The organism is Microbacterium sp. F1-18, assembly GCF_052921305.1.
In genome coordinates this window covers 556,951-577,114 of record NZ_JBREVD010000002.1, presented here as the reverse complement: position 1 = coordinate 577,114, position 20,164 = coordinate 556,951, and the positions used below count along the sequence as shown (strand labels likewise).

Here is a 20,164-nt window from a genome sequence, read left to right as displayed (position 1 = left end):
GGGACGGGCGTCGGGGTGGCCGATCACGACGTGATCAGCCACCACCAGATGAGCAGCAGCGTGACGATGAATCCGCCGAGCTGATTGAGCCAGAGGAACCGGTCCCAGCCGGCGGTGGCCCGCTCGCAGGTGTCGTCGGTGATGTTCCGGAACGGCCAGAGGGTGATGAGGTACGGGATCACGACGAGGGCCGCAAGAGGACCGGGCCACTCGGTGGCGAGCATGAGCACCCCCGCCAGGACGTAGCAGGCGAGCGCGAACCGCACGGTCCAGCGTGCGCCGCGGACGGTCGCGAGGGAGGCGATTCCCGCTTCGCGGTCTGCGCCGACGTCCTGGACGGCGCCGAAGGCGTGCGAGGCGACGCCCCATGCGGCGAATGCCAGCACGATGACGGTGAGCTGCCAGGTCCAGGTAGCCCCCGCCAGCACGAGCCCGTACACCGCAGGCGAGAAGAAGTGGATGCTGCTCGTCACCGAGTCGGCGAAGGGGCGCTCTTTGAGGCGCAATGGGGGAGCGCTGTAGAAGACGACGAAGAAGAGGCTCGCCGCGAGGACGAGCCACGACAGCGGCGACCCGGTGAGGACGAGGTATGCCACGAAGGGCAGACACGACAGGCCCGCAGCCCACAGGGTCGCCCGGTGCGCGCCGCGATCCAGGATCGCGCCGTGCGCTCCGCCCTTCCGAGGATTCCTCAGGTCGGACTCGTAGTCGAAGACGTCGTTGATGCCGTACATCGCGAGGTTGTAGGGCACGAGGAAGAAGAGGGTGCCGATGATCAGCGTCGCGTCGATCTGGCGCGTGGTGAGCAGATAGGCCGCGGCGAACGGATACGCGGTGTTGATCCAGCTCACCGGGCGCGAGGCGATGAGGAGTTGACGTGCGAGCGCGGGGGCGGTCATCGGTTCGGCTTCTCCAGGAGAGTTGCGACGGCCGGCACCAGGAAGGCCGCGCACAACGGGTACGCGAAGTCCTCGAGCGGTGCCAGGCCGATTCGGATGCCGCTGAGGTGCTCCTCCGGGTAGGTGAACAGCCCTGCGGCGATCATCACGTTATCGAAGACGGCCGTCAGCAGGATGAGCACGACGGCGGCTACCGCCGACCAGGCCATGCGCGCGGCGAATCGCGGACGACGGGCTGAGGCCGCCGTCACGACGATCGTCACGATGACGAAGGGAATGACGATGATCGGGTAGGTCACGGCGCTGCATCCGTTCGACGTTCCTCGTGCCACCGTCTGGCGCCGCCGTACGCCACGAGCGCCAGGTAGCTGAGGAAGAGCAGGAAGACCGGCTCTTCGAGCGGAAGGTGCGGGGCGAGGTCGATGCCCAGCAGTGACGCGCTGCCGCCCTTGACGAAGACGCCCGTCGCGATCCCCACCGCGTCCCAGACGAGGAAGAACACCGTGCCCGCCAGCGCGGCGACGATGGTTCGCCGTCGGTCGCGCCAGAACGCGAGCCGGAACCGCCGATCGAGCAGCCCGACGCCGCACAGCGACACGAGCAGGGCGATCAGGTACAGGCCCGGCAACGATCAACCGGCGGGCGTCGTGGGCTCGGGCAGCGGTCCGGCTGTCGTGTCGCCTCGCAGACGCTTGACGACGAGCTCCGCCGAGATCAGGCACATCGGCAGGCCGATGCCGGGCAGAACGGACGAGCCGGCGTAGTAGAGGCCGGGAACCTTCTTCGACGCGTTTCCCGGTCGGAACAGCGCGCTCTGCGTCAGCGTGTGCGCCAGCCCGAGGGAGTTCCCCCGCCACGCGCCGAGATCGCGGGCGAAGTCCGCCGGAGCGATCGTCCGCCGCACACGCACTCGGGAAGCGAGATCGGTCGCGCCCGTCCACTGCGCGATCTGCGCGATGGCGCGATCCGCCGCCGCTTCGATCGCGGCGTCGCCTCCGCCGTCGATGCCGCCGCGCCCGAGCCCGGGGTCGGCGGGGATCGGGACGAGGACGAACAGATTCTCCGAGCCGTCCGGTGCGACGGTGTCGTCGGTCGCGCTCGGCCGGCAGACATACAGCGAGGCGGGATCCGGGATGTGGGTGTCGCGGCCCGCGATCGCATCGAAGTTCTCGCGCCAGCCCCGCGTGAAGAGCAGCGTGTGGTGCGAGAGCTCGGGGAGTTCGCCGTCGACGCCGAGGAGGATCAGCAGTGCACCGAAGCTCGGCGTGCGCTTGCGCCACCAGCGCTCCGGGTACGACTGCCGTTCGGGCGGCAAGAGCACCGTCTCGGTGTGGTGCAGGTCGGCCGTCGAGACCACGACGTCGGCCGGGATCTCGGTGGTGTCGGCGAGGCGGACGCCGGTCGCCGTGCCGTCGGCGGCCGTGAGGATCTGCGAGACCGCCGTTCCGGTGCGCACCTCGACCCCGCGCTGACGGGCCAGGCGCTCGATGGCGGCGATGACCTCCGTGAAGCCGCCCCGGGGGTACAGGACCGCGTCGTCGAGATCGAGGTGACTCATCAGGTGGTAAAGGCTCGGCACGTCGTAGGGCGAGGAGCCGAGGAAGACCGCGGGGTACCCCAGAACCTGGCGGAGCACGGGGTCGTTGAAGCGGCTCTCGACGAACCGGTTCAACGACCGGGTGAGCAGCGGGGCGAGGGTCGGGACCCGCTTCAGGATGTCGGGGTCGCGGAGGCCCTCCGACGTGGCGTAAGTGTCGTAGAGGAACTTCGACACGGCCAGGTCGTAGGCGTCGGCGGCCGAGTCGAGGTACTCGTCGAGGCGTGCTCCCGCGCCCGGCTCGCGACTCTCGAACAGCGCGGCGGCCTCGGCGCGGCCGGACACGACGTCGATGTGTTCGCCGGCGCCGTCGCCCTCGGGTTCGGCGTACACGCGGTAGGCGGGCGCGAGGGGAACCAGATCGAGTTCGGCCGCCGCAGACGTTCCGAGGAGTGCGAAGAAATGCTCGAAGACTTCGGGCATGAGGTACCAGCTCGGTCCGGTGTCGAACCGGAAGCCGTCGCGCTCCCAGGAGCCGGCGCGACCGCCCGTGTCCTCGCGCGCCTCGATGACGGTCACCGTGTATCCCTCGTCGGCCAGCAGTGCGGCCGTCGAGAGCCCGGCGATGCCGCCGCCGATCACGACGGCGCGCGATCCCTGCGATGCCGTGTGCGAGCGTGCCCGGCGGCTCATGCGCCCGCTCGCAGGGGAGCGGCACCCACGGTCGCGCGGGCGGCGAGCCCGAGCTTGACGGCGTTGGGCACGCGAACCCGCTGGTCGGTCTCGCCGGCGCGCCGCAGGCGACGGGAGAGCGCCGTGAAGAGGTCGTGAGCAGCGGTGACCGCCCGGCGGCAGTCCGCGGGCAGCCGGGGGATGATCGCGCCCGCCGCGTCGAGGTCGGCGTCGATGCGGTCCAGGACCTCGGCGCGTGATGACGTGCCTGCGCCGCCCTCGACGCCGAGGTAGTCGCGCCCGAGGGATCCGACGTCGTGGGGGAGATCGCGCAAGAAGTTCACGTCCTGAAAGGCGGCGCCGAGACGGCGCGCGCCGTCGACGAGGGCGGGATCGGCGGGACGCGGATGCGAACCGCCGGCGTTGACGAAGGTCTGGAGGCACATCAGCCCCACGACCTCCGCCGAACCGTAGACGTACGAGTCATGCGAGCCGGCATCGTGCGAACTCACCTCGAGATCGGTGCGCATCGATGCGAAGAACGGGCGCACCAGGTCGGCGCCGATCCCGCACTCCCGCGCGGTGGAGGCGAAGGCGTGGACGATGAGATTGGCGCTGAAGCCTTCGTCGACCGCCACGAGCGTCTCCTCCTCGAGCGCGTCGAGAATGCGTCGTTGAGCTGGCAGCGGCATCCCCGCCTGTTCAGCCGAGCCGTCGACGATCTCGTCGGCGATCCGGACGAGGGCGTAGATGTTCCGCACGTGGGGACGCACTCGCGGCCCCAGCAGACGGGCTGCGAGTCCGAACGAGGTCGAGTACGCGGAGATGACCACGGCGGCCGCATCGCGCGCCGTCCGGTCGTACAGCGCGATAGCGGAGTGATCGGGGGTCACGGGATCCGTCCTTCGATGCCTTCGGCGAGTTGCTCGATGAGGGCGTGGGCGTCGGGCGGCAGTTCGGTTGCCCGGCGCCGCACCGACGCGAGCGTCTGGCCGATGAGGGTGACGAGCTGCTCGCGGGCGCCGCTCGCGTCGAGCTCGCGCTGCGCGGCCTGCACCGCGATCGGACCGGTCGGCGCCATCGCGAGCGCGGACGAGACCTGGGGCCAGGATGCGGACTCCCGGGCGAAGGAGATGAGCGGTGTCCGCTTGGCTTCGCGCAGATCGGCACCTGCGCCCCGGCCCGCCTGTGCCTCATCACCGAAGGTGCCGATGAGGTCGTCGACGAGTTGGAACGCCAGGCCGAGGTCCGCGCCGACCGACAACAGCACGGCCCGATCGCCCTCGTCGGCGGAAGCGAGGACGGCGCCGGCGGCGAGGGGTGCGCAGAACGAGTACACCGCGGTCTTGTCGTGCGCCGTGCTTAACAGCTGCGCGGTCTCGGGCTCGGTGGGCACGACCGCCTGCTCGACGTCGGCGAGCTCGCCGATCGCGGACACGAGCACGGCGTCGTCGAGGAGATCGAACAGTCCGACCCGCTGATCGGGGGCGACGTCGGCGGTGGCGACGAGGCGGGCCGCCTCGTAGAGCAGGATGTCGCCGGCGAGAACGGCCGCCGCGTCGCCGACGCGTTCGGCGTCGTCGACGCTGACGCCGAGCGAGCGGGCGTGCGAGCGGAAGGTGCCGCCGACATTGGGGACGCCGCGCCGCTCGACGTCTCGATCGATGAGGTCGTCGTGGATCACGAACGCGCTGTGGAGCAGCTCGAACGCGGCGGCGACGTCCCACAGGCCCGGAGCGCTCGAGCGGTCGCCTCCGAACGCGTCGAAGGCTGCGATTACGAGCGCGGGGCGGAAGCGCTTGCCCCCGGACGTCGCCGCAGAGGCCGCGCGGATGAGAGCGAGCGCGGACGAACCGTGCGGGATCGCTCGCTCGGTGAGTCGGGTGAGGACCTGATCGAGTGCGCGATCGACAGCGGCTTTGCTGTCGTCGGGCAGAGAGATCATGGTCACCATCCTGGGCGTGCCATTAGTATGGCGTTTTGCTAGCTTAACTAGCGTTTGAGCCGATGATAACCAGGCTCGAGAGGTGGTGTCCACATGGCTGACCCGAATGCCGATCTGGGGAGAAGTCGTGTAGAGCGGTCGGCTCTGCTGGCGGTGCGAGCGTTCAGCGATGCGATGGATCGGATGCACACGGGGCTCCGATCCGACATGGACATGAACGCCACCGACCTCTCGGCGCTGCGCATGCTGAGCATCCGCGAACAGCGCGGCGAGCTGGTGAAGCCCCATGACCTCGCACGGCACCTGGGCATCTCGAGCGCCTCGACGACCAAGATGCTCGATCGCCTGTCGAAAGAGGGATTCATCGAACGCGCGCCGCATCCGAAAGACCGGCGCGCGCTGGTGATCACCCTCACCGAGTCGTCGCGCCAGGATTTCGGCCGCCACTTCGCCACGCGGCTGACGCGCATGCGTGAGGCGATGGAACCGTTCAGTCCGGACGAGCTCGCGACGGTCGCACGGTTCCTCGACGGTATGAGCGACGCGATGCTCGCCGACTGATCGCCCCGCACGATTGATCACGGCTCGGCGCCGCTTCGGGGTGGCGGGCGCATACAACGAAGGCCCCGTCTTTCGACGGGGCCTTCGTTTTCTGTTGCGGGGACAGGATTTGAACCTGCGACCTCTGGGTTATGAGCCCAGCGAGCTACCGAGCTGCTCCACCCCGCGGCACAAGAGTTAACACTAGCACGGGCTCAGGAGGTCGTCCAATCGGGACGGTTCTGCGCGCATCCCCGGGCGTGTCGGGCCGGATCCGCGGCCACACGTGTTGCCGTCGTGTGCCCGTCACGGGGAGGATGGCGGCATGGGCCCGGCGACGCCGATCATCGGCCGGTGACGACGTCACCTGCCAGGCTCGCCGCTCACGCATCGCCACCGCCGTTCGGAGGACCGTTGACCGCACTCGCCGTCGCCCAGTTCGCGCCCGCCGCCGACGTCGGCGACAACCTCCGCGTCGTCGCCGACTTCGTCCAGCGCGCGACCTCGCGCGGTGCCGAGGTGATCCTGTTCCCCGAGTATTCGAGCTATTTCGTCGACCCGTTCGACGAGACGCTGCGAGAGAACGCGCAGGACCTCGAGGGCTCGTTCGTCCGGGGGCTGCACGAGTTGGCTCGCCGTCACGGCGTTCACATCGTCGCAGGCCTCCTCGAGCGGGCTTCGGATGCAGAACGCGTGCGGAACACCGTCGTGGCGGTCGGGCCCGAGGGTCTGGTGGCGTCGTATCGCAAGCTGCACCTGTACGACGCCTTCGGGCAGCGCGAATCCGATTGGGTCGAGCCGGGGGAGATCACGTCGCCGGAGACCTTCGACGTGGGCGGCGTCCGCTTCGCGCTCATGACGTGTTACGACCTGCGCTTTCCCGAGGTCGCCCGTGTGCTCGCCGACACCGGAGCGCACGTCGTCCTCGTGCCCGCTCAGTGGGTGCGCGGTCCGCTCAAGGAGTTGCAGTGGAACACCCTCCTGCGAGCGCGCGCCATCGAGAACACGCTCTTCGTCGCAGCGGCTGACCATCCGCCGCCCCTCGGCGTGGGAAACTCCGGCGTCTTCGATCCGCAGGGGGTGGAGATCGCCGCGGTCGGGACGTCGAGCGATATCGCGGTCGCACACGTCGAAGCCCATGCCATCGAGCGCGTGCGGCGGGTCAATCCCGCCCTGCGGCTGCGCAGGTTCGCTGTCGTGCCTCGATCAGAAGGCGCCGGCGAGCCGAGCTGACGCCTCGGCAAGGACGTCGGGCCGCTTGCACGCGGCGAATCGCACGAGGGTGGCGTACTCCGGCCGGTGCGCGGGCGACGCGAAGGCCGTGAGCGGGATCGCGACGACGCCCGCCCGAGCGGGCAGCTCGCGGCAGAACGTATCGGCGTCGGAAGCTCCCAGGGGAGCGGCGTCCGCGACCGTGAAGTACGAACCCGCCGGTGTCGACACGGCGAAGCCGGCTGCGCGCAGCCCCGCGCCCAAGAGGTCACGGCCCGCACGCAGGCGATCGGAGATGCCGACGAAGACGTCGTCGGGGAGGCGCAGCCCGGCTGCGACGGCGGGCTGGAATGGGCCGGCGTTGACATAGGTGAGCCACTGCTTGACCGCCAGCACGGCGCTGACGAGCTCGTCGGGCCCCGTCACCCATCCGACCTTCCAGCCCGTCACTGAGAAGGTCTTGCCCGCAGACGAGATCGACAGCGTGCGTTCGGCCGCGCCCGGAACGGTTGCTATCGGGACGTGCGGCGCGTCGAACGTGAGGTGCTCATACACCTCGTCCGTGACGATCACCGCGTCGTGTCGATGCGCGAGGCGAACGATCTCGTCGATCGTCTCGCGTGCGAAGACGGTTCCGGTCGGATTGTGCGGATCGTTGACCAGGATGATGCGCGTACGGTCGGTGATGGCGGCGGCGAGCTCATCGAGGTCTGGCTGGAAGTCGGGCCACCGCAGCGGCACGCCCACCAGTCGCGCGCCGGAGAGCGCGACCAGGGCCGCGTACGCGTCGTAGTACGGCTCGAACACGACGACCTCGTCGTCCGGTCCATCGACGAGCGCCAGCACGGTGGCTGCGAGTGCTTCCGTCGCACCGGCGGTCACGAGCACCTGCGTTCCGGGGTCGAGCGTGATGCCGTACCAGCGCGACTGGTGATCGGCGATCGCGCCGAGCAGCTCCGGTTCGCCGCGTCCCGGCGGATACTGATTGCGTCCGTCCGCGATCGCTGCGCGAGCGGCTTCGAGAACCTCGGTCGGACCGTCCTCGTCGGGGAAGCCCTGACCCAGGTTGATCGCGCCGGTTCGGGCGGCGAGTGCCGTCATCTCGGCGAAGATGGTGGGTACGGGCGAGCCTTCGTCGGTGAGCAGACCGGCGCCGCGTGCGGCGCGGCGCCAGGCGCCGGGAACCTCGTGCATCCGGTTCACGCTACACGCATAGGCGTGTCCCATCCTCGGCATAGGCAAACCACAGCATCGAGCGGCAACCTGTTCTTGCTTGGACAAAGGAGCAACCTCGATGAGCGACCAGAACTTCCCCGACGACCGCACTCCCGACGCGCGACGCGACGCCGAGCAGCCTGCCGACCACGCCCGTACCTCGCCCGTGTCGGCACCTGACGCGGCAGCGGCGCCGCGCGCAGACGCGACCATCCCGCCGCGCCCGCCGCTGCCCGGCGCGCCGGCAGACTCCGGCTCGGCGTTCCACACCCAGCCGACGCAGCCCTATGGCCAGCACGCGCCGCAGGGCGGCGCACCCGCCTTCGGCCAGTCCTTCACGGCGACCGCCGCCCCCGAGCAGCACGACCGCAGCAGGGTCGGCGGTGGGAAGATCGCGGCCATCCTCGTGGCCGCCGCCCTGGTCGGCGGCGCGGCGGGCGTCGGGGGAGCAGCTGCGGTGGGCTCGTCTTTCGTCGCGGCGCCCGCGTCGCAGAGCGCGGGTCCGTCGTCGATCACCGTCAACAACCCGGATTCCGTCAACGCGACGACGGCGATCGCCACGAAGGTGCTGCCGAGCGTCGTGACCATCTCCGCCTCGTCGGGCACCTCGGGCGGCACCGGCTCCGGTGTCATCCTGAGCGACGACGGCTACGTGCTCACCAACACCCACGTGGTGACCCTCGACGGCGCCACCGGCGACCCGAAGCTCTCGGTCACCACCTCGGACGGTCGGGTCTACGCGGCGACGATCGTGGGAACCGATCCGACCTACGACCTCGCGGTCATCAAGCTGACCGACGCCTCCGGACTCACCCCCATCGAGTTCGCGGACTCGAGCAAGCTGAACGTCGGCGACCAGACGGTGGCCGTGGGTGCACCGCTGGGGCTGTCGAACACGGTGACGACGGGAATCGTCAGCGCGCTGAACCGCTCGATCCAGATCGCATCGTCGGCAGCGCCCGATTCCGAAGGGGGAACGCCGCAGGACGAGACGCCCGGCGGGCGGACGCCGTTCGAGTTCGACTTCGGCCAGGGGCAGCAGACGCCTTCGCAGCCGAAGTCCTCGATCGCGATCTCGGTCATCCAGACCGACGCGGCCATCAACCCGGGCAATTCCGGTGGCGCTCTCGTCGACGGGAAGGGCCGTCTGATCGGCATCAACGTCGCCATCGCGAGTGCCGGCGGGACCTCGACCGAGGCCGGCTCCATCGGCGTCGGTTTCGCGATCCCGTCGACGGTCGCCGAGCGCGTCGCGAACGAGATCATCGACGACGGCTCGGCCACCCATGGTCTCCTCGGTGCGACCGTCGGTGACGCCGCGGCCGCGCCCGGGGCGACCCGTGCGGGCGCGCTGATCAACGAGGTGACCTCTGGCGGCGCTGCAGCGTCGGCGGGCCTGCGCAACGGCGACATCGTCACGAAGTTCAACGGGGTCGCCATCACCGATCAGGTCGACCTGACCGCCCAGGTGCGGGCGCTGGCCGCCGGGAGCAAGGCGGAGCTGACCTACATCCGCGATGGCCGGGAGCAGACGGCGAACGTCACCCTGGGCGAGCTGCAGCAGTAGACGTCGTACCGGCCCGGACGCCACCCCGCGATAGGCTCGCGGGGTGGCGTCCTTCTCGTTCGGCGCGGGCAACGTACGCAAGGTCCTGCGCATCCCCGCGTATCTCGTGGGACGCCTCGCCACCCTCGTCATTCCGCGCGACCGGTCAGCCTGGGTCTTCGGCTGTGCCGTGGGCGTGGCCGACGGCGCGCTCGCGCTGTGGCAGGCGGCGCCTCGCCACCGCGCCGTGTGGCTGGTGTCGTCGCCGCGGCAAGCCGAGGACGCGGAACGGCTGGGCATCCCGGCGGTGCGGCGCGATTCGCTCGCAGGCTTCTGGCGCACGGCTCGCGCGGGCGTCGTCGTCGTCACCCACGGGCTCGGCGACGTCAACCGTTACGGCGTCGGCGGAGCTTTCCTCGTCCAGCTCTGGCACGGCATCCCGCTCAAGCGCATCGGTCTCGATTCGCCGGTGACGACCGACCCCGGGCGGCTGCGGGCCGTCCCCGGCATCCGCCGGCTGCTGGCGCTGGCTTACCGGCGCGCACAGTCCCAGATCGACGTGCTGCCCGCGGCATCCCACCTCGTTCGGGGCCGGCTCGAGAGCGCCTTCGGTCTCGACGACGCGCGCGTTCCCGTGCTCGGCGAGCCGCGCGTCGATGTGCTGTCGGCACCCGACCCGCTTTCGGCCCGCCACGAGGCTCGCACGCTGCTCGAGACGGCCGTCCCGGGCGTCGGGGAGGCTCGCGCCGTGCTCTACGCGCCGACCTGGCGCGACGGCGACCCCGACCCTGCGACACCCGGTCCGGCCGACTGGGGGAGCATCCTGAGCGTTCTGGAGGCTCACGACGCCGTGTTGCTCGTCCGGTCGCACCCGTTGGGCGGCGGTGACTACACCCCTCCCGCGCCGACCTCGCGCGTGCGGATGCTGGGAAGCGACATCGTCCCCGACGTGACGCCGCTGCTAGCAGCCATGGACGTGCTGGTCACCGACTACTCGTCCCTCGCCTACGATGCCGGGCTCGTGCCGCTGCCGACGCTCTTCCTGGCGCCCGACGTCGAGAGCTACGCCCGGACGCGAGGGTTCTACGGCACCTACGCCGATGTCGCCGGCGCCGATGTCGCCAGGTCGTGGCCGGCGTTGTGCTCGCAGCTCGGCGACGTGCTCGGGCATGAGCCCGAGGCGGACCGCCGCCGATCCCGGGCCGCCGAACTGAGCCGCAGGGTGCACGCCTGGCGGGACGGCGGGAACGCGCGCCGTGTGCACGATGCGATCGTCGCCGCGGTGCCGGAAGCAGCGGGGGAGCAGTCGTGATGCGTGTCGATTTCAGCGCCGATGTCAGCGACGGAGGCCCTCCGGTCATGACCGTGACCGCCACGGGGCCGGTTCCCGCGACGGTCGAGCTCGTCGGACCGCGCGCGGTGACGCGCGGAGAGGTGACCGGGGGCGACGGTTCCTGGACGGCGCGCCTCGCGCTGCACGTCGCCCGCTGGGGCGGTGCGCTTCTCCCGCTGCCCTCGGGGACCTACGACCTCGTCGTGGACGGCGCTCCGGTGCGTGGTGACGGATCCGTCGGCGAAGCGCCTGCCGCGCTGCACGCGCCCACCCTCCGCGCGAGCTGGGATGGCGCCCGGCTCCTCATCGGCCCTCCCGTGGATCCGGCGCTCGATTCGGATGAGGGGCGCCGCGCGCTCGAGCAGCGCTACGCGGCTCACCGCGGGGCGCTCGAGAACGCCGTCTTCTTCGAGAGCTTCTACGGCCGCAGCGCGAGCGACAACCCGCGCGCGATCGATCGCGAATTGGCGCGAGTGGCACCCGGTGTCACCCGGTACTGGAGCGTCGTCGATCTCTCGGTGGCTGTTCCCGAGGGGGCCATCGCCGTGGTCGACGGCAGCCCGGAGTGGTGGCGGGCACGCGGCGCAGCCCGACTGCTCGTCGTCAACGACTGGCTGCGCCGTCGCTTCGTCCGCAAGCCAGGACAGGTGGTCCTGCAGACCTGGCACGGGACGCCACTGAAGCGACTCGCCCTGCACCGCCCCGGCTTCGACCCGCGGCGCGCACTCGCGGTGTTCCGTGAGAGCCGCCGCTGGGACATCCTGCTCGCCCAGAACCCGTACAGCGCTCGCGTCCTCCGGGCGGCGTACGGCTTCCGCCGCAAGCCGGTGTGGGTCGAGGGGTATCCCCGGACGGATGACCTGCACACCGGCGACCGGGATGCCGCGCGCGCGGCACTCGGCATCGGCCCCGCCGAGAAGGTCCTGTTGTACGCGCCTACGTGGCGCGACGACCGCCAGACCATCGTCGACTTCCTCGACCTGCCGGCTCTTGCAGAAGCCACGGGCGCGGTCGTGCTCGTGCGCGGACATTCGCGCACGCTCGCGCCGGGCGCGGACGAGCGTGGTGCGCGAGTGATCGACGTGACGTCGTACCCCGATCTGACCGACCTGCTGCTCGCCTCGGACGCGCTCATCACGGACTACTCCTCGGTGATGTTCGACTACTCCGTCACCGGTCGCCCCATGTACTTCTTCGCGCCCGACCTCGAGCACTACCGCGGCGCGTTGCGCGGCTTCTACTTCGATCTCGCCGACGCGGCCCCCGGGCCGATCGTGCGCACGCAGAACGAGCTGGTGCGTGCCGTCGCGGCCGGCGACGCCGGAGACCCCGAGCGGTACGCGCGCTGGCGCGCCCGCTTCAACTCGCGCGACGACGGCCGGGCGGCGGAGCGGGTGGTCGCTCGCATCCTCGACCAGGGGCTCGTCTCGCGCGACTGACCCAAACAGACTCGGGCTGGTTCAGGCTGGCTCAGGGGAGCGGCGTGTTGCGCGCGAGGCGCGACGTGTCGACCGTGCCGCGGGCGCCGCGCGACGCCCCCTGCAAGAATCCGACCCCCCACGAGAAGTGCATCGACGGCAGCACGGCGAGCGTCCACAGCCGATCGCGCAGACCACGACCGCCACCCTTCCCCGCTGCGACGACGGCGACGAGCGCTGCGTAGGCCGCGACGGGAAGGTGCAGGATCGACAGCAGGATGCCGGTACGCGCGGGAAGACCCCCGACCAGCTGCACCGCACCCACCACCAGCGACGTGGCCGCGGCGATGACGAGGGCCGGAGGCGCGAAGAAACGCAGGCCGTTCCGACGACCGAAGCGCCGGACGAGTTCCCCGCGCCACGAGCCGGTCGCGCGGAACTGTCGTACGAGACGGCTCCAGCTCTCGCGGGGCCAGTACGTCACATGGAGGTCGGGGTCGAACCACACCCGGTAGCCGGCGCGGCGGATCCGGAGGTTGAGCTCCCAGTCCTCTCCGCGGCGGATGCCCTCATCGAACAAGCCGACCTCGTCGAGCACACTGCGTCGCATCACGCCCAGGTACGCCGACTCGGCTGGGCCCTCCTCCGACCCGCCGTGGTACGCACCTCCGCCGAGGCCGATGCGGGAGTTGTAGGCGCGGGCGACCGCTCGCTGGAACGGAGTCCGGCCCTCGGCCCGCATCACGCCGCCCACATTCGCGGCCTGTACTCGTGCGAGCGTCTGCAGTGCCGCGCTGGTGTAGCCGGGCTCGAGCTCGGAGTGGGCGTCGACGCGGACGATCGTCGGGTAACGGGCGGACCGGATCGCGATGTTGAGGCCGACGGGAATATGCGCCGCGGGGTTGCGGACCAGGCGGATGCGCGCGTCCTCGCCGGCGAGTCGGCGTGCAACGTCGTCCGTGCCGTCGGCCGAGGGGCCGAGGGCCAGGATGACCTCGATCGGCGCATCGAGCTCCTGGGCGAGCACGCTGCGCACGGCGTGCTCGAGGTAGTCGCGCTCGTTGAGGACGGGGATGACGAACGACACTCCCGCATCCGGGGCCGGTACGGGTGCGGGACGCCACCGGTGCGCGTCGTCATGCATCCGTCGATCATGTCACGCGTCCCGGTCTCCGCTCACACCCTCGGTACCCTGGAGGGGTGGGAATGATCGCGGACGTCCGTAAAGCCGTAACCCTGGTGCGGCGGGCTGTGTCGAACCGGGCGGCGTTCATCGACGTGCGGCGCTCTCTCGCCAGTGCGCCGAAGCCGTCGACCGGACACTTCCGGATCGCGGTCTATTTCGCGGACGGCGATGTGAACATGTACCAGATGCGCCAGTGGTACAAACCACTGCAGCTGCTCGCCGAGAAGTGGCCGGTCGTCGTCATCAGCCGCAGTGCCACCGGCGCGCAGGCGCTTCTCGCCGACGGCGCCCTGCCCGTCCTGTTCGCGCCCTCGGTGCGTTCACTCGAATCGGTCGTCGCGGCGCAGGACATCCGCGTAGTGCTGTACGTCAACCAGAACACCCGGAACTTCCAGATGTTCCGTTACGGACACCGGTGGCACGTCTTCATCAACCACGGCGAGTCCGACAAGATGTACATGACCACCAACCAGTTCAAGGCCTACGACTACGCGCTGATCGCCGGCGACGCCGCGCGTGAGCGGCTGGGCCGGGTCCTCTGGGACTACGACCTCGACGCGCGGACGATCGCGATCGGACGACCGCAGGCGGATCACTTCTCGGGAGACCTTCCGTATCCCGAGGACGACCGCCGCGTCATCCTCTACGCGCCGACATGGGAGGGCGACCGCCCCGCCGCCCACTACGGCTCCATCGCCTCGCACGGCGAGTCGCTCGCGGCGGCGGTGCTCGCATCGCCGAGGCACCGGCTGATCTACCGGCCGCACCCGCGGTCCGGTGTGGTGGATGCGTCCTACGGTGATGCTCATCGACGGATCGTCGCGGCCATCGCCGCTGCCAACGCCGCCGACCCTCTCGCTCATCACGTCTATGACGACGGACCCGACCTGGGCTGGCAACTGGCCGCCGCCGACCTCGCCGTCGTCGACATCTCGGCGATGATCTACGACCGTTTGGCGGTGGCCAAGCCCCTTCTCGTGACGCGTCCCGCCGATCCGGCGGCTCTCGTCGACACGGGCGGGTACCTCGCGGATGCCGCTTGGCTCGAGGCGACGTCGGCGTCGTCGATCGTCGAGATCGCAGACCGCGTCGCCGACGACCCGGAGGCGTCGGAACGGCTGCGCGGGTGGTCTCGTCACTACTTCGGCGACACCACCCCTGGTGCAGCGACGGCGCGCTTCCACGCGGCCATCGAACTCCTGATGGATCGGTGGGCGGAGTGGGACGCGCGCACGGTCACCGTGGCAGACGAGCGCGACGAGGCGGAGTTCGACGACGCCTGAACACGGCGTCATCCGGGCTCAGTGCGCGCCGGCGCCGATCAGCACGGCGCCCAGCACGAAAAGCGCCGCGAGTACCAGCGCGATCACTACCAGGACGAGGTGCACGGTGAAGAAGCGGGTGCGCCGGCCGTGCTCATCGGTCGCTCGCGGGTCGCGCGCGACCCGCCGCAGGAACGTCGGCCAGGTGACGACGTTGAAGAGGGCGCCGATGATCAGGACCGTGATCAGGAATGCGGTCATGGTTCCTTCCGCTCGTCGAGGTCGGTGTCGAGGCCGCTGGATGGCTCCGTGCGCGAATCGTGCGCCACGCCACGCCGGAACGGTCGAGACGCGAACGAGCCGATCTGGCGGCCGCCTTCGGCGAAGACACCGCTGATCCGCCGTGCCATCGGTCCCGCGCCTCGTCCGATCGGTTGATTTTCGTCACGTGATTCGAGTGCCGCGGGGAAGCTCGCAGGCACGACTCCGAATGCGCGGCGTGCGCCGGAGATCACCCGGCGACCGAGGATGTGGTTGCCGGTGCCACCGATCGCCGCGCCGATGCCGAACGGGAGAGCCTTCCCGACGACCGACGCGCCACCGGCGGCAGCGAACCGTCGCAGGAACGCGTGCTTGAGCCGGTCCAGGACCGGCCCGACGGCCGTGCGGGGGAGCGACGAGGTCACGAGCTCGCCCCAGTAGGAGCTGCGGGGCGCGCCCCGACCACTCGCCTGCTTCGCGAACTGCCCCACCAGGTCGGCGCCCTCGCGGCCGAGCATGAGGGCGAGCACCAGAGCCCGCGCGCGGTCGGGATCGTCGACGGGGATGCCGTGCAGCTCTGCGAGGGACTGCGCGAACAGTGCCGTGGCCTCGAGGAACCCCGCCGTCTCGACGCCGCTGAGGGCGAGCGTCGTCGCCGTCCCGATACCGGGGATCACCGCGGTGGCACCGACGGCTGCGCCCCCCGTGGTGACCGCGGTGAGGTAGCGGCGCTCGAGCATCTGCGCGATCTGCGCAGTCGTCGCCTCGGGATGCCGGTGGCGGATGCCGCGCAGATGCGCGATCACGACGGGGCGCTGGACGGCCAGCAGCCGGTCGAGCGTCCGGACGGTCAACGTGTGTCGCCCCGCGTCGCCGTCGCCCGCGTCATGGCGTGGAGCGTCGTCGGGGAGGGAATCGATGCGGTGCACCTTGCGGGCCATAACATCCTCTCGCGCCCCGGGCGGGGCACGGCGCGATCAGACGTACAGGTTGGCGCGCTCGAGGTCCTCGGCGAAGTCGACCTCGACCGCGTACAGGTCGGAGATGTCCATCGGCTCGAGCCGCAGACCGTTCTCGGCGATGGCGAGCTCGAGCCCGCGCTCGAAGTAGTCCTGGTCATCGACGCGGCCGAGCTGCGCGATGAGCGCCTTCTTGTCGCGGCTCGAGATGTAGTTGATGCCGACCGCTTCGCCGATTCCGCCGCGGACCGTCTTCGAGAGCTCCGTGATGAACCCGTCGCCGCCGACGGTGTACTTGACCTCTTCGTCGCTCACCTTCGCGGTGTTCACGGTGACGAACGACTGATCGCGCTCGATGAGTGCGACAGCGCGGCCGAGCACGCGGGGGTCGAAGACGACGTCGCCGTTCATCCACAGGACACCCCCGCGTCCCGAGGCCTTGAGGGCGCGCAACAGGCTCTGCGAGGTGTTGGTCTCGTCGTAACGGGCGTTGTAGACGTAGTCGACATCCGGGAACGCGTCGACGATCGTCTCGGCGCGGTAACCGACCACCGTGGTGATGCGGGCGTCGTCGCCGAAGGCTGCACGGATGTTGTCGTGCTGCTGCTGCATGATGCTGCGGCCGTCGTTCAGCTCGGTGAGCGGCTTGGGGAGGGAGCGGCCCAGGCGGGAGCCCATCCCGGCAGCGAGGATCACGATCTGAAGGGCCACGAGAATCTCCTGAAGTTACGAGTTAGATCAGTATTCACCGGGGTGACATCCCGGGACAGCGTTTTTCATGGTAGCGAGCCCTTCTGGGAGGTCGCCCGGACACCCGGAGCCGTTGCGCTTTCGTGACCTTGCTGGTAGCGCGATTCTCGGTGTTCCTTCATGACGCGGCGCCTCGCCGCGGATGGCCTGCTTGATAGGTTTGGGGGGTGACAGACGACTCAGCCGCCCCCCAGCACGAACAGCGTGTCGCGTCGCCTGTCGATACCTCCGTGCCGCCTCTTCCCGACATCCCCGCCGAGGTCGCGGCTGCCGGGCTCGGGCCCACGGTGACGCCCGGTTCGGGCTCGCAGGACGGCACGACGACGACCCCTCCGACGAGCGCGCCGCGAACGCCGAAGCCGCGGAAGCCCCGCTCGCAGGGCACCGCCGGTGCGAAGAAGACGCCGCGTAAGCCCCGAAGCACGAGCGCGCCCTCGGCGGCAACGCCGCCCAAGCCCGAGATCCCGGCGGCCGTCGCGGCGGCCGCGTTCGTCGCCCCGCCCGAGCCGCCTGAGACAGAGAGTGTCGGGGCGGAAGACACGATCGCCGCCGACGTGATCGCGGATGACGGGGGTGCGGCCGACGTGGCATCGGCCGACGTGGCATCGGACACAGCAGCATCGGACACCGCGGCATCGGATGACGAGGTCGTGGGTGGTGCGGTAGGCCCCGCCACGGCCGAGCCCGAGCTGGACACCGCGGATGAGACCCCGCTCGAGCCCGACGTGGAGCCCGAGCCCGAGCCCGAGGTCGAGACGGCGGAACAGCCGGAGCCGCAGCTCGAACAGCTGGTCGCCCCGGAACAGGAACGGGCGCACGAAGCGGAGACGATCTTGGAGGAACCGCCGGCACATGAGGCGGCGGTGGCCCCGGAACTCGACGCGTCGGTGGTCCCGGAGGAAGAACCCGAACGCGAGCCCCTGCCGGAGCCCCCGGCCGCGGCTGGCGACGCCGTTGCCGACGAGGTCGTCGCTGACGTCGAAACGGTCCTCGCAGCGGAGCCAGAAGCCGCAACCGTCGACGCGCCGCCCGTGGACGACGCACCCGTGGACGACGACGAGGCCCTCGACGTGGTCGGGGCCGGCGCGGTCGCGATGAGCGACGGGTCGCACGAGCGGATGCCGGCCGACCTCGCGTCGAGCGCTCCGGCGCTGCGTCTGCGCGGCGTCACCAAGACCTACGGCGAGGCGCGTGCCGTCGACCGCATCGACCTCGAGATCCCGGCGGGATCCTTCTACGGGCTCGTGGGACCGAACGGTGCCGGAAAGACGACCACGCTGTCGATGATCGCGGGCCTTCTGCGACCCGACGAAGGCTCGGTCGAGATCGCGGGAGTCGACATCCGCCGCGCCCCGGCTGCCGCGAAGCGGCAGATGGGGGTGCTGCCCGACCGGCTCCGTACATTCGACCGTCTCTCCGGCCGTCAACTCCTCTACTACTACGGCGTCCTGCGCGGGCTGAAGCCCGCCGTCGTCGAGAACCGCATCGCAGACCTCGCCTCGGCGTTCGACCTGACCGACGCGCTCGGGCGCAGTGTCTCCGATTACTCCGCCGGTATGACCAAGAAGGTCATGCTCGCTGGAGCCATGATCCACGCGCCGCGCTTGCTGGTGCTCGACGAGCCCTTCGAGTCGGTCGACCCCGTCTCGAGCGCCGTCATCCTCGACATCCTGCAGAAGTACGTCGCACACGGCGGCACCGTCATCCTCTCGAGCCATGGCATGGAGCTCGTTCAGCGCGCCTGCTCGGGCGTCGCCGTCGTCGTGGGCGGGCGGATCCTCGCGGCGGGAACGGTCGATGAGGTACGCGACGGTCGCACGCTCGAGGAACGGTTCCTCGAGCTTGCGGGCGGGACCAGCGCGGTGGAGGGCCTCGAATGGTTGCACACGTTCTCCGACTGAGGTTCGACGTCCTGGTCGGGGCACTGCGGTTCCACCGCGCCCGCGCATTCGCGGCGCTCGCGGCCGCCGTGATCCTCGTCGGGGCGATCGTCCTCGCGCTCTGGCGTCTGCAGGATGCGCCACTGGCGAGCGCCCTGGTGGTGCTCGCGGTAGGCGGGGCGGCTGTGTCGGCATGCTTCGCTCTGGTGCCGCTGGTGACGCCCGTCCGCGACCCGCTCGACCCGCGAGCCTTCATCGTGACAGGCCGTGACTGGCGGCTCGTGGCCGCTGCGACGGCCGTCGCCAGCCCGCTGAGTCTGCCGTCGGCCGCCATGATCGCGATCTCGGTCGCCGTCGCGCTCACCTGGGTCGCTCACGGCGTCGACCCGGTCGCGGCCAGCTTCGGCGCGGCGCTGATCGTCGTCACTCAACTCCTCCTCGCCCGGGTGGCTCTCGGAATCGCCGCTCTCGTGCTGGCGGACCGCCGTTCACGCGAGCTGACGACTCTGCTCCTGCTCGGCATCGCTGTCGTCGCGATCCCCGTCGCGGTCTTCCTCGCCTCGTTGAACTGGGACGAGGGCGTTCCGAGCCCTCTGCTCGCCGCCGTCGAGACGCTCGCGGTCACCCCCATCGGGGCCGCGTGGGTGCTCCCGCTCGATCCGCGCCCGGTGGTCGTGCTCGTCGCTGTCCTGACGGCCCTGGCGCTGGCTGCCGCTTGGATCCTGATCGTGCGGCGCATGCTGACCCGCACCGAGCGGCCCGTATCGGTGCGGGAGCGCCGCGGACTCGGATGGTTCACCGTCACGCCCGGTACACCCGGCGGGGCCGTCGCGGCGCGTTCCCTCGTGTACTGGCTGCGCGATCCCCGGTATCTCGTCGACATCGCGATCATCCCGGTCGCCGCCGTCGTCGCGGTCGTGCCCCTCCTCATCGTCGGCGTGCCCCATGAGGTCGCGGCCCTGATCCCCGCGCCGCTGATCGCGCTCCTTCTCGGCTGGGTCGTCCACAACGACCTCGCCTACGACGGTTCGGCCGTGTGGCTGCATATCTCCAGTGCGGTGCGGGGTGCCTCGGATCGAGTCGGGCGCCTGGTTCCGCTGCTTCTCGTCGCGGTGCCGCTGCTTGCCATCGCGATCCCGGTCGGCATCGGCATCCACGGCGATTGGGGTGTGCTGCCGGCGATGGTGGGCGTCTGCTCCGCGCTGCTGCTCGGCGGTCTCGGTCTTTCGTCGGTGTCGTCCGTGCTCGCGCCGTACGCGGTAGCCCGCCATGGCGACAGCCCGTTCCAGCAGCCCCAGCGCACCGGCGGTGGGCTCGCCCAGGGGGCCGTGCTCGTCGGGGCGCTTCTCGCCGCGGCGCCGGCACTGTGGTGGTCCTGGCAGTTCGCGTTGGGGGAGGCGCAGGCGCAGTGGTGGGCGCTCGGCACCGGTGTGGGCGTCGGAATCGTGGTGCTCACCGCCGGGATCCTCGTCGGTGGGCTGCTCTTCGATCGGCGTGGCGATCGGCTGATGGCATTCGCCGAGACGACCTGACCGTTCGCCGATAGAAT

Annotated in this window: 19 protein-coding genes and 1 tRNA gene; 8 read left to right on the top strand and 12 right to left on the bottom strand. The window is 70.5% G+C overall.

Annotated features, from left to right (window positions below):
- Nucleotides 1–23: 23 nt before the first annotated feature.
- From ACU6RU_RS06985 to ACU6RU_RS06960, 6 genes are read right to left on the bottom strand one after another with little or no spacing between them, the layout of a single operon-like run.
- Nucleotides 24–899: a prenyltransferase gene (locus ACU6RU_RS06985; RefSeq protein WP_289331315.1), complete on the bottom strand. Its 876-nt coding sequence runs from the start codon at nucleotides 897–899 to the stop codon at nucleotides 24–26.
- Complete coding sequence (locus ACU6RU_RS06980) at nucleotides 896–1,198, bottom strand: lycopene cyclase domain-containing protein (protein WP_120262810.1); 303 nt, start codon at nucleotides 1,196–1,198, stop codon at nucleotides 896–898. The genes ACU6RU_RS06985 and ACU6RU_RS06980 overlap by 4 nt, the downstream gene beginning before the upstream one ends.
- Nucleotides 1,195–1,527, bottom strand: a complete 333-nt coding sequence (locus ACU6RU_RS06975; protein ID WP_120262809.1) for a lycopene cyclase domain-containing protein — start codon at nucleotides 1,525–1,527, stop codon at nucleotides 1,195–1,197. The genes ACU6RU_RS06980 and ACU6RU_RS06975 overlap by 4 nt, the downstream gene beginning before the upstream one ends.
- Before the next feature lie 3 nt (nucleotides 1,528–1,530).
- Entirely contained in the window at nucleotides 1,531–3,129 is a 1,599-nt protein-coding gene (gene crtI / locus ACU6RU_RS06970) for a phytoene desaturase family protein (protein WP_289331316.1), read from the bottom strand.
- A complete protein-coding gene (locus tag ACU6RU_RS06965) occupies nucleotides 3,126–4,001 on the bottom strand; it encodes a phytoene/squalene synthase family protein (RefSeq protein WP_289331317.1) in 876 nt (291 codons plus the stop codon). Before ACU6RU_RS06965 ends, crtI begins: the two co-directional genes overlap by 4 nt.
- Nucleotides 3,998–5,053, bottom strand: a complete 1,056-nt coding sequence (locus ACU6RU_RS06960) for a polyprenyl synthetase family protein (RefSeq protein ID WP_446726197.1) — start codon at nucleotides 5,051–5,053, stop codon at nucleotides 3,998–4,000. Before ACU6RU_RS06960 ends, ACU6RU_RS06965 begins: the two co-directional genes overlap by 4 nt.
- Nucleotides 5,054–5,146: 93 nt before the next feature.
- Between ACU6RU_RS06960 and ACU6RU_RS06955 the strand changes: the two genes are divergently transcribed.
- The gene (locus tag ACU6RU_RS06955; protein WP_120262805.1) at nucleotides 5,147–5,614 is read left to right on the top strand and encodes a MarR family winged helix-turn-helix transcriptional regulator; all 468 of its coding nucleotides are present in this window, start codon (nucleotides 5,147–5,149) and stop codon (nucleotides 5,612–5,614) included.
- Nucleotides 5,615–5,708: 94 nt separating this feature from the next.
- On the opposite strand, the gene ACU6RU_RS06950 is transcribed toward ACU6RU_RS06955, so the two are convergent.
- Nucleotides 5,709–5,782 (bottom strand) — tRNA-Met (locus tag ACU6RU_RS06950).
- A gap of 225 nt (nucleotides 5,783–6,007) precedes the next feature.
- On the opposite strand from ACU6RU_RS06950, the gene ACU6RU_RS06945 reads away from it, so the two are divergent.
- Nucleotides 6,008–6,826: a carbon-nitrogen hydrolase family protein gene (locus tag ACU6RU_RS06945; protein WP_446726196.1), complete on the top strand. Its 819-nt coding sequence runs from the start codon at nucleotides 6,008–6,010 to the stop codon at nucleotides 6,824–6,826.
- Here the strand turns inward: ACU6RU_RS06945 and ACU6RU_RS06940 are convergent.
- Entirely contained in the window at nucleotides 6,800–7,999 is a 1,200-nt protein-coding gene (locus tag ACU6RU_RS06940; protein WP_446726195.1) for an aminotransferase class I/II-fold pyridoxal phosphate-dependent enzyme, read from the bottom strand. The genes ACU6RU_RS06945 and ACU6RU_RS06940 overlap by 27 nt on opposite strands.
- A gap of 100 nt (nucleotides 8,000–8,099) precedes the next feature.
- Between ACU6RU_RS06940 and ACU6RU_RS06935 the strand changes: the two genes are divergently transcribed.
- The 3 genes from ACU6RU_RS06935 to ACU6RU_RS06925 are packed head-to-tail and all read left to right on the top strand — an operon-like array spanning nucleotide 8,100 to nucleotide 12,338.
- Complete coding sequence (locus tag ACU6RU_RS06935; RefSeq protein WP_120262802.1) at nucleotides 8,100–9,587, top strand: S1C family serine protease; 1,488 nt, start codon at nucleotides 8,100–8,102, stop codon at nucleotides 9,585–9,587.
- Between the two features lie 43 nt (nucleotides 9,588–9,630).
- Nucleotides 9,631–10,878: a CDP-glycerol glycerophosphotransferase family protein gene (locus tag ACU6RU_RS06930; protein WP_446726194.1), complete on the top strand. Its 1,248-nt coding sequence runs from the start codon at nucleotides 9,631–9,633 to the stop codon at nucleotides 10,876–10,878.
- Nucleotides 10,879–10,925: 47 nt separating this feature from the next.
- Nucleotides 10,926–12,338 carry a CDP-glycerol glycerophosphotransferase family protein gene (locus ACU6RU_RS06925; RefSeq protein ID WP_446726193.1) on the top strand — a complete coding sequence of 471 codons (1,413 nt, stop codon included), beginning with the start codon at nucleotides 10,926–10,928 and terminating at the stop codon, nucleotides 12,336–12,338.
- A gap of 31 nt (nucleotides 12,339–12,369) precedes the next feature.
- Here ACU6RU_RS06925 and ACU6RU_RS06920 read toward each other — a convergent pair whose 3' ends face one another.
- On the bottom strand, nucleotides 12,370–13,461 hold the full coding sequence (locus ACU6RU_RS06920; protein WP_289331322.1) for a glycosyltransferase family 2 protein: 1,092 nt from the start codon (nucleotides 13,459–13,461) through the stop codon (nucleotides 12,370–12,372).
- Between the two features lie 56 nt (nucleotides 13,462–13,517).
- Between ACU6RU_RS06920 and ACU6RU_RS06915 the strand changes: the two genes are divergently transcribed.
- Nucleotides 13,518–14,786 carry a CDP-glycerol glycerophosphotransferase family protein gene (locus ACU6RU_RS06915; RefSeq protein WP_289331323.1) on the top strand — a complete coding sequence of 423 codons (1,269 nt, stop codon included), beginning with the start codon at nucleotides 13,518–13,520 and terminating at the stop codon, nucleotides 14,784–14,786.
- A gap of 18 nt (nucleotides 14,787–14,804) precedes the next feature.
- Here ACU6RU_RS06915 and ACU6RU_RS06910 read toward each other — a convergent pair whose 3' ends face one another.
- The 3 genes from ACU6RU_RS06910 to ACU6RU_RS06900 are packed head-to-tail and all read right to left on the bottom strand — an operon-like array spanning nucleotide 14,805 to nucleotide 16,696.
- On the bottom strand, nucleotides 14,805–15,026 hold the full coding sequence (locus ACU6RU_RS06910; RefSeq protein ID WP_289331324.1) for an SCO4848 family membrane protein: 222 nt from the start codon (nucleotides 15,024–15,026) through the stop codon (nucleotides 14,805–14,807).
- Nucleotides 15,023–15,967 (bottom strand): hypothetical protein, encoded by a 945-nt coding sequence (locus ACU6RU_RS06905; protein ID WP_446726192.1) that lies wholly within the window; start codon nucleotides 15,965–15,967, stop codon nucleotides 15,023–15,025. The genes ACU6RU_RS06910 and ACU6RU_RS06905 overlap by 4 nt, the downstream gene beginning before the upstream one ends.
- Nucleotides 15,968–16,003: 36 nt before the next feature.
- Nucleotides 16,004–16,696: a phosphocholine cytidylyltransferase family protein gene (locus ACU6RU_RS06900; RefSeq protein WP_120262796.1), complete on the bottom strand. Its 693-nt coding sequence runs from the start codon at nucleotides 16,694–16,696 to the stop codon at nucleotides 16,004–16,006.
- Nucleotides 16,697–16,902: 206 nt separating this feature from the next.
- On the opposite strand from ACU6RU_RS06900, the gene ACU6RU_RS06895 reads away from it, so the two are divergent.
- Both ACU6RU_RS06895 and ACU6RU_RS06890 read left to right on the top strand, forming a co-directional pair.
- Nucleotides 16,903–18,636 carry an ATP-binding cassette domain-containing protein gene (locus ACU6RU_RS06895; RefSeq protein ID WP_446726191.1) on the top strand — a complete coding sequence of 578 codons (1,734 nt, stop codon included), beginning with the start codon at nucleotides 16,903–16,905 and terminating at the stop codon, nucleotides 18,634–18,636.
- Complete coding sequence (locus tag ACU6RU_RS06890; protein ID WP_446726190.1) at nucleotides 18,612–20,147, top strand: hypothetical protein; 1,536 nt, start codon at nucleotides 18,612–18,614, stop codon at nucleotides 20,145–20,147. Before ACU6RU_RS06895 ends, ACU6RU_RS06890 begins: the two co-directional genes overlap by 25 nt.
- Nucleotides 20,148–20,164 lie beyond the last annotated feature (17 nt).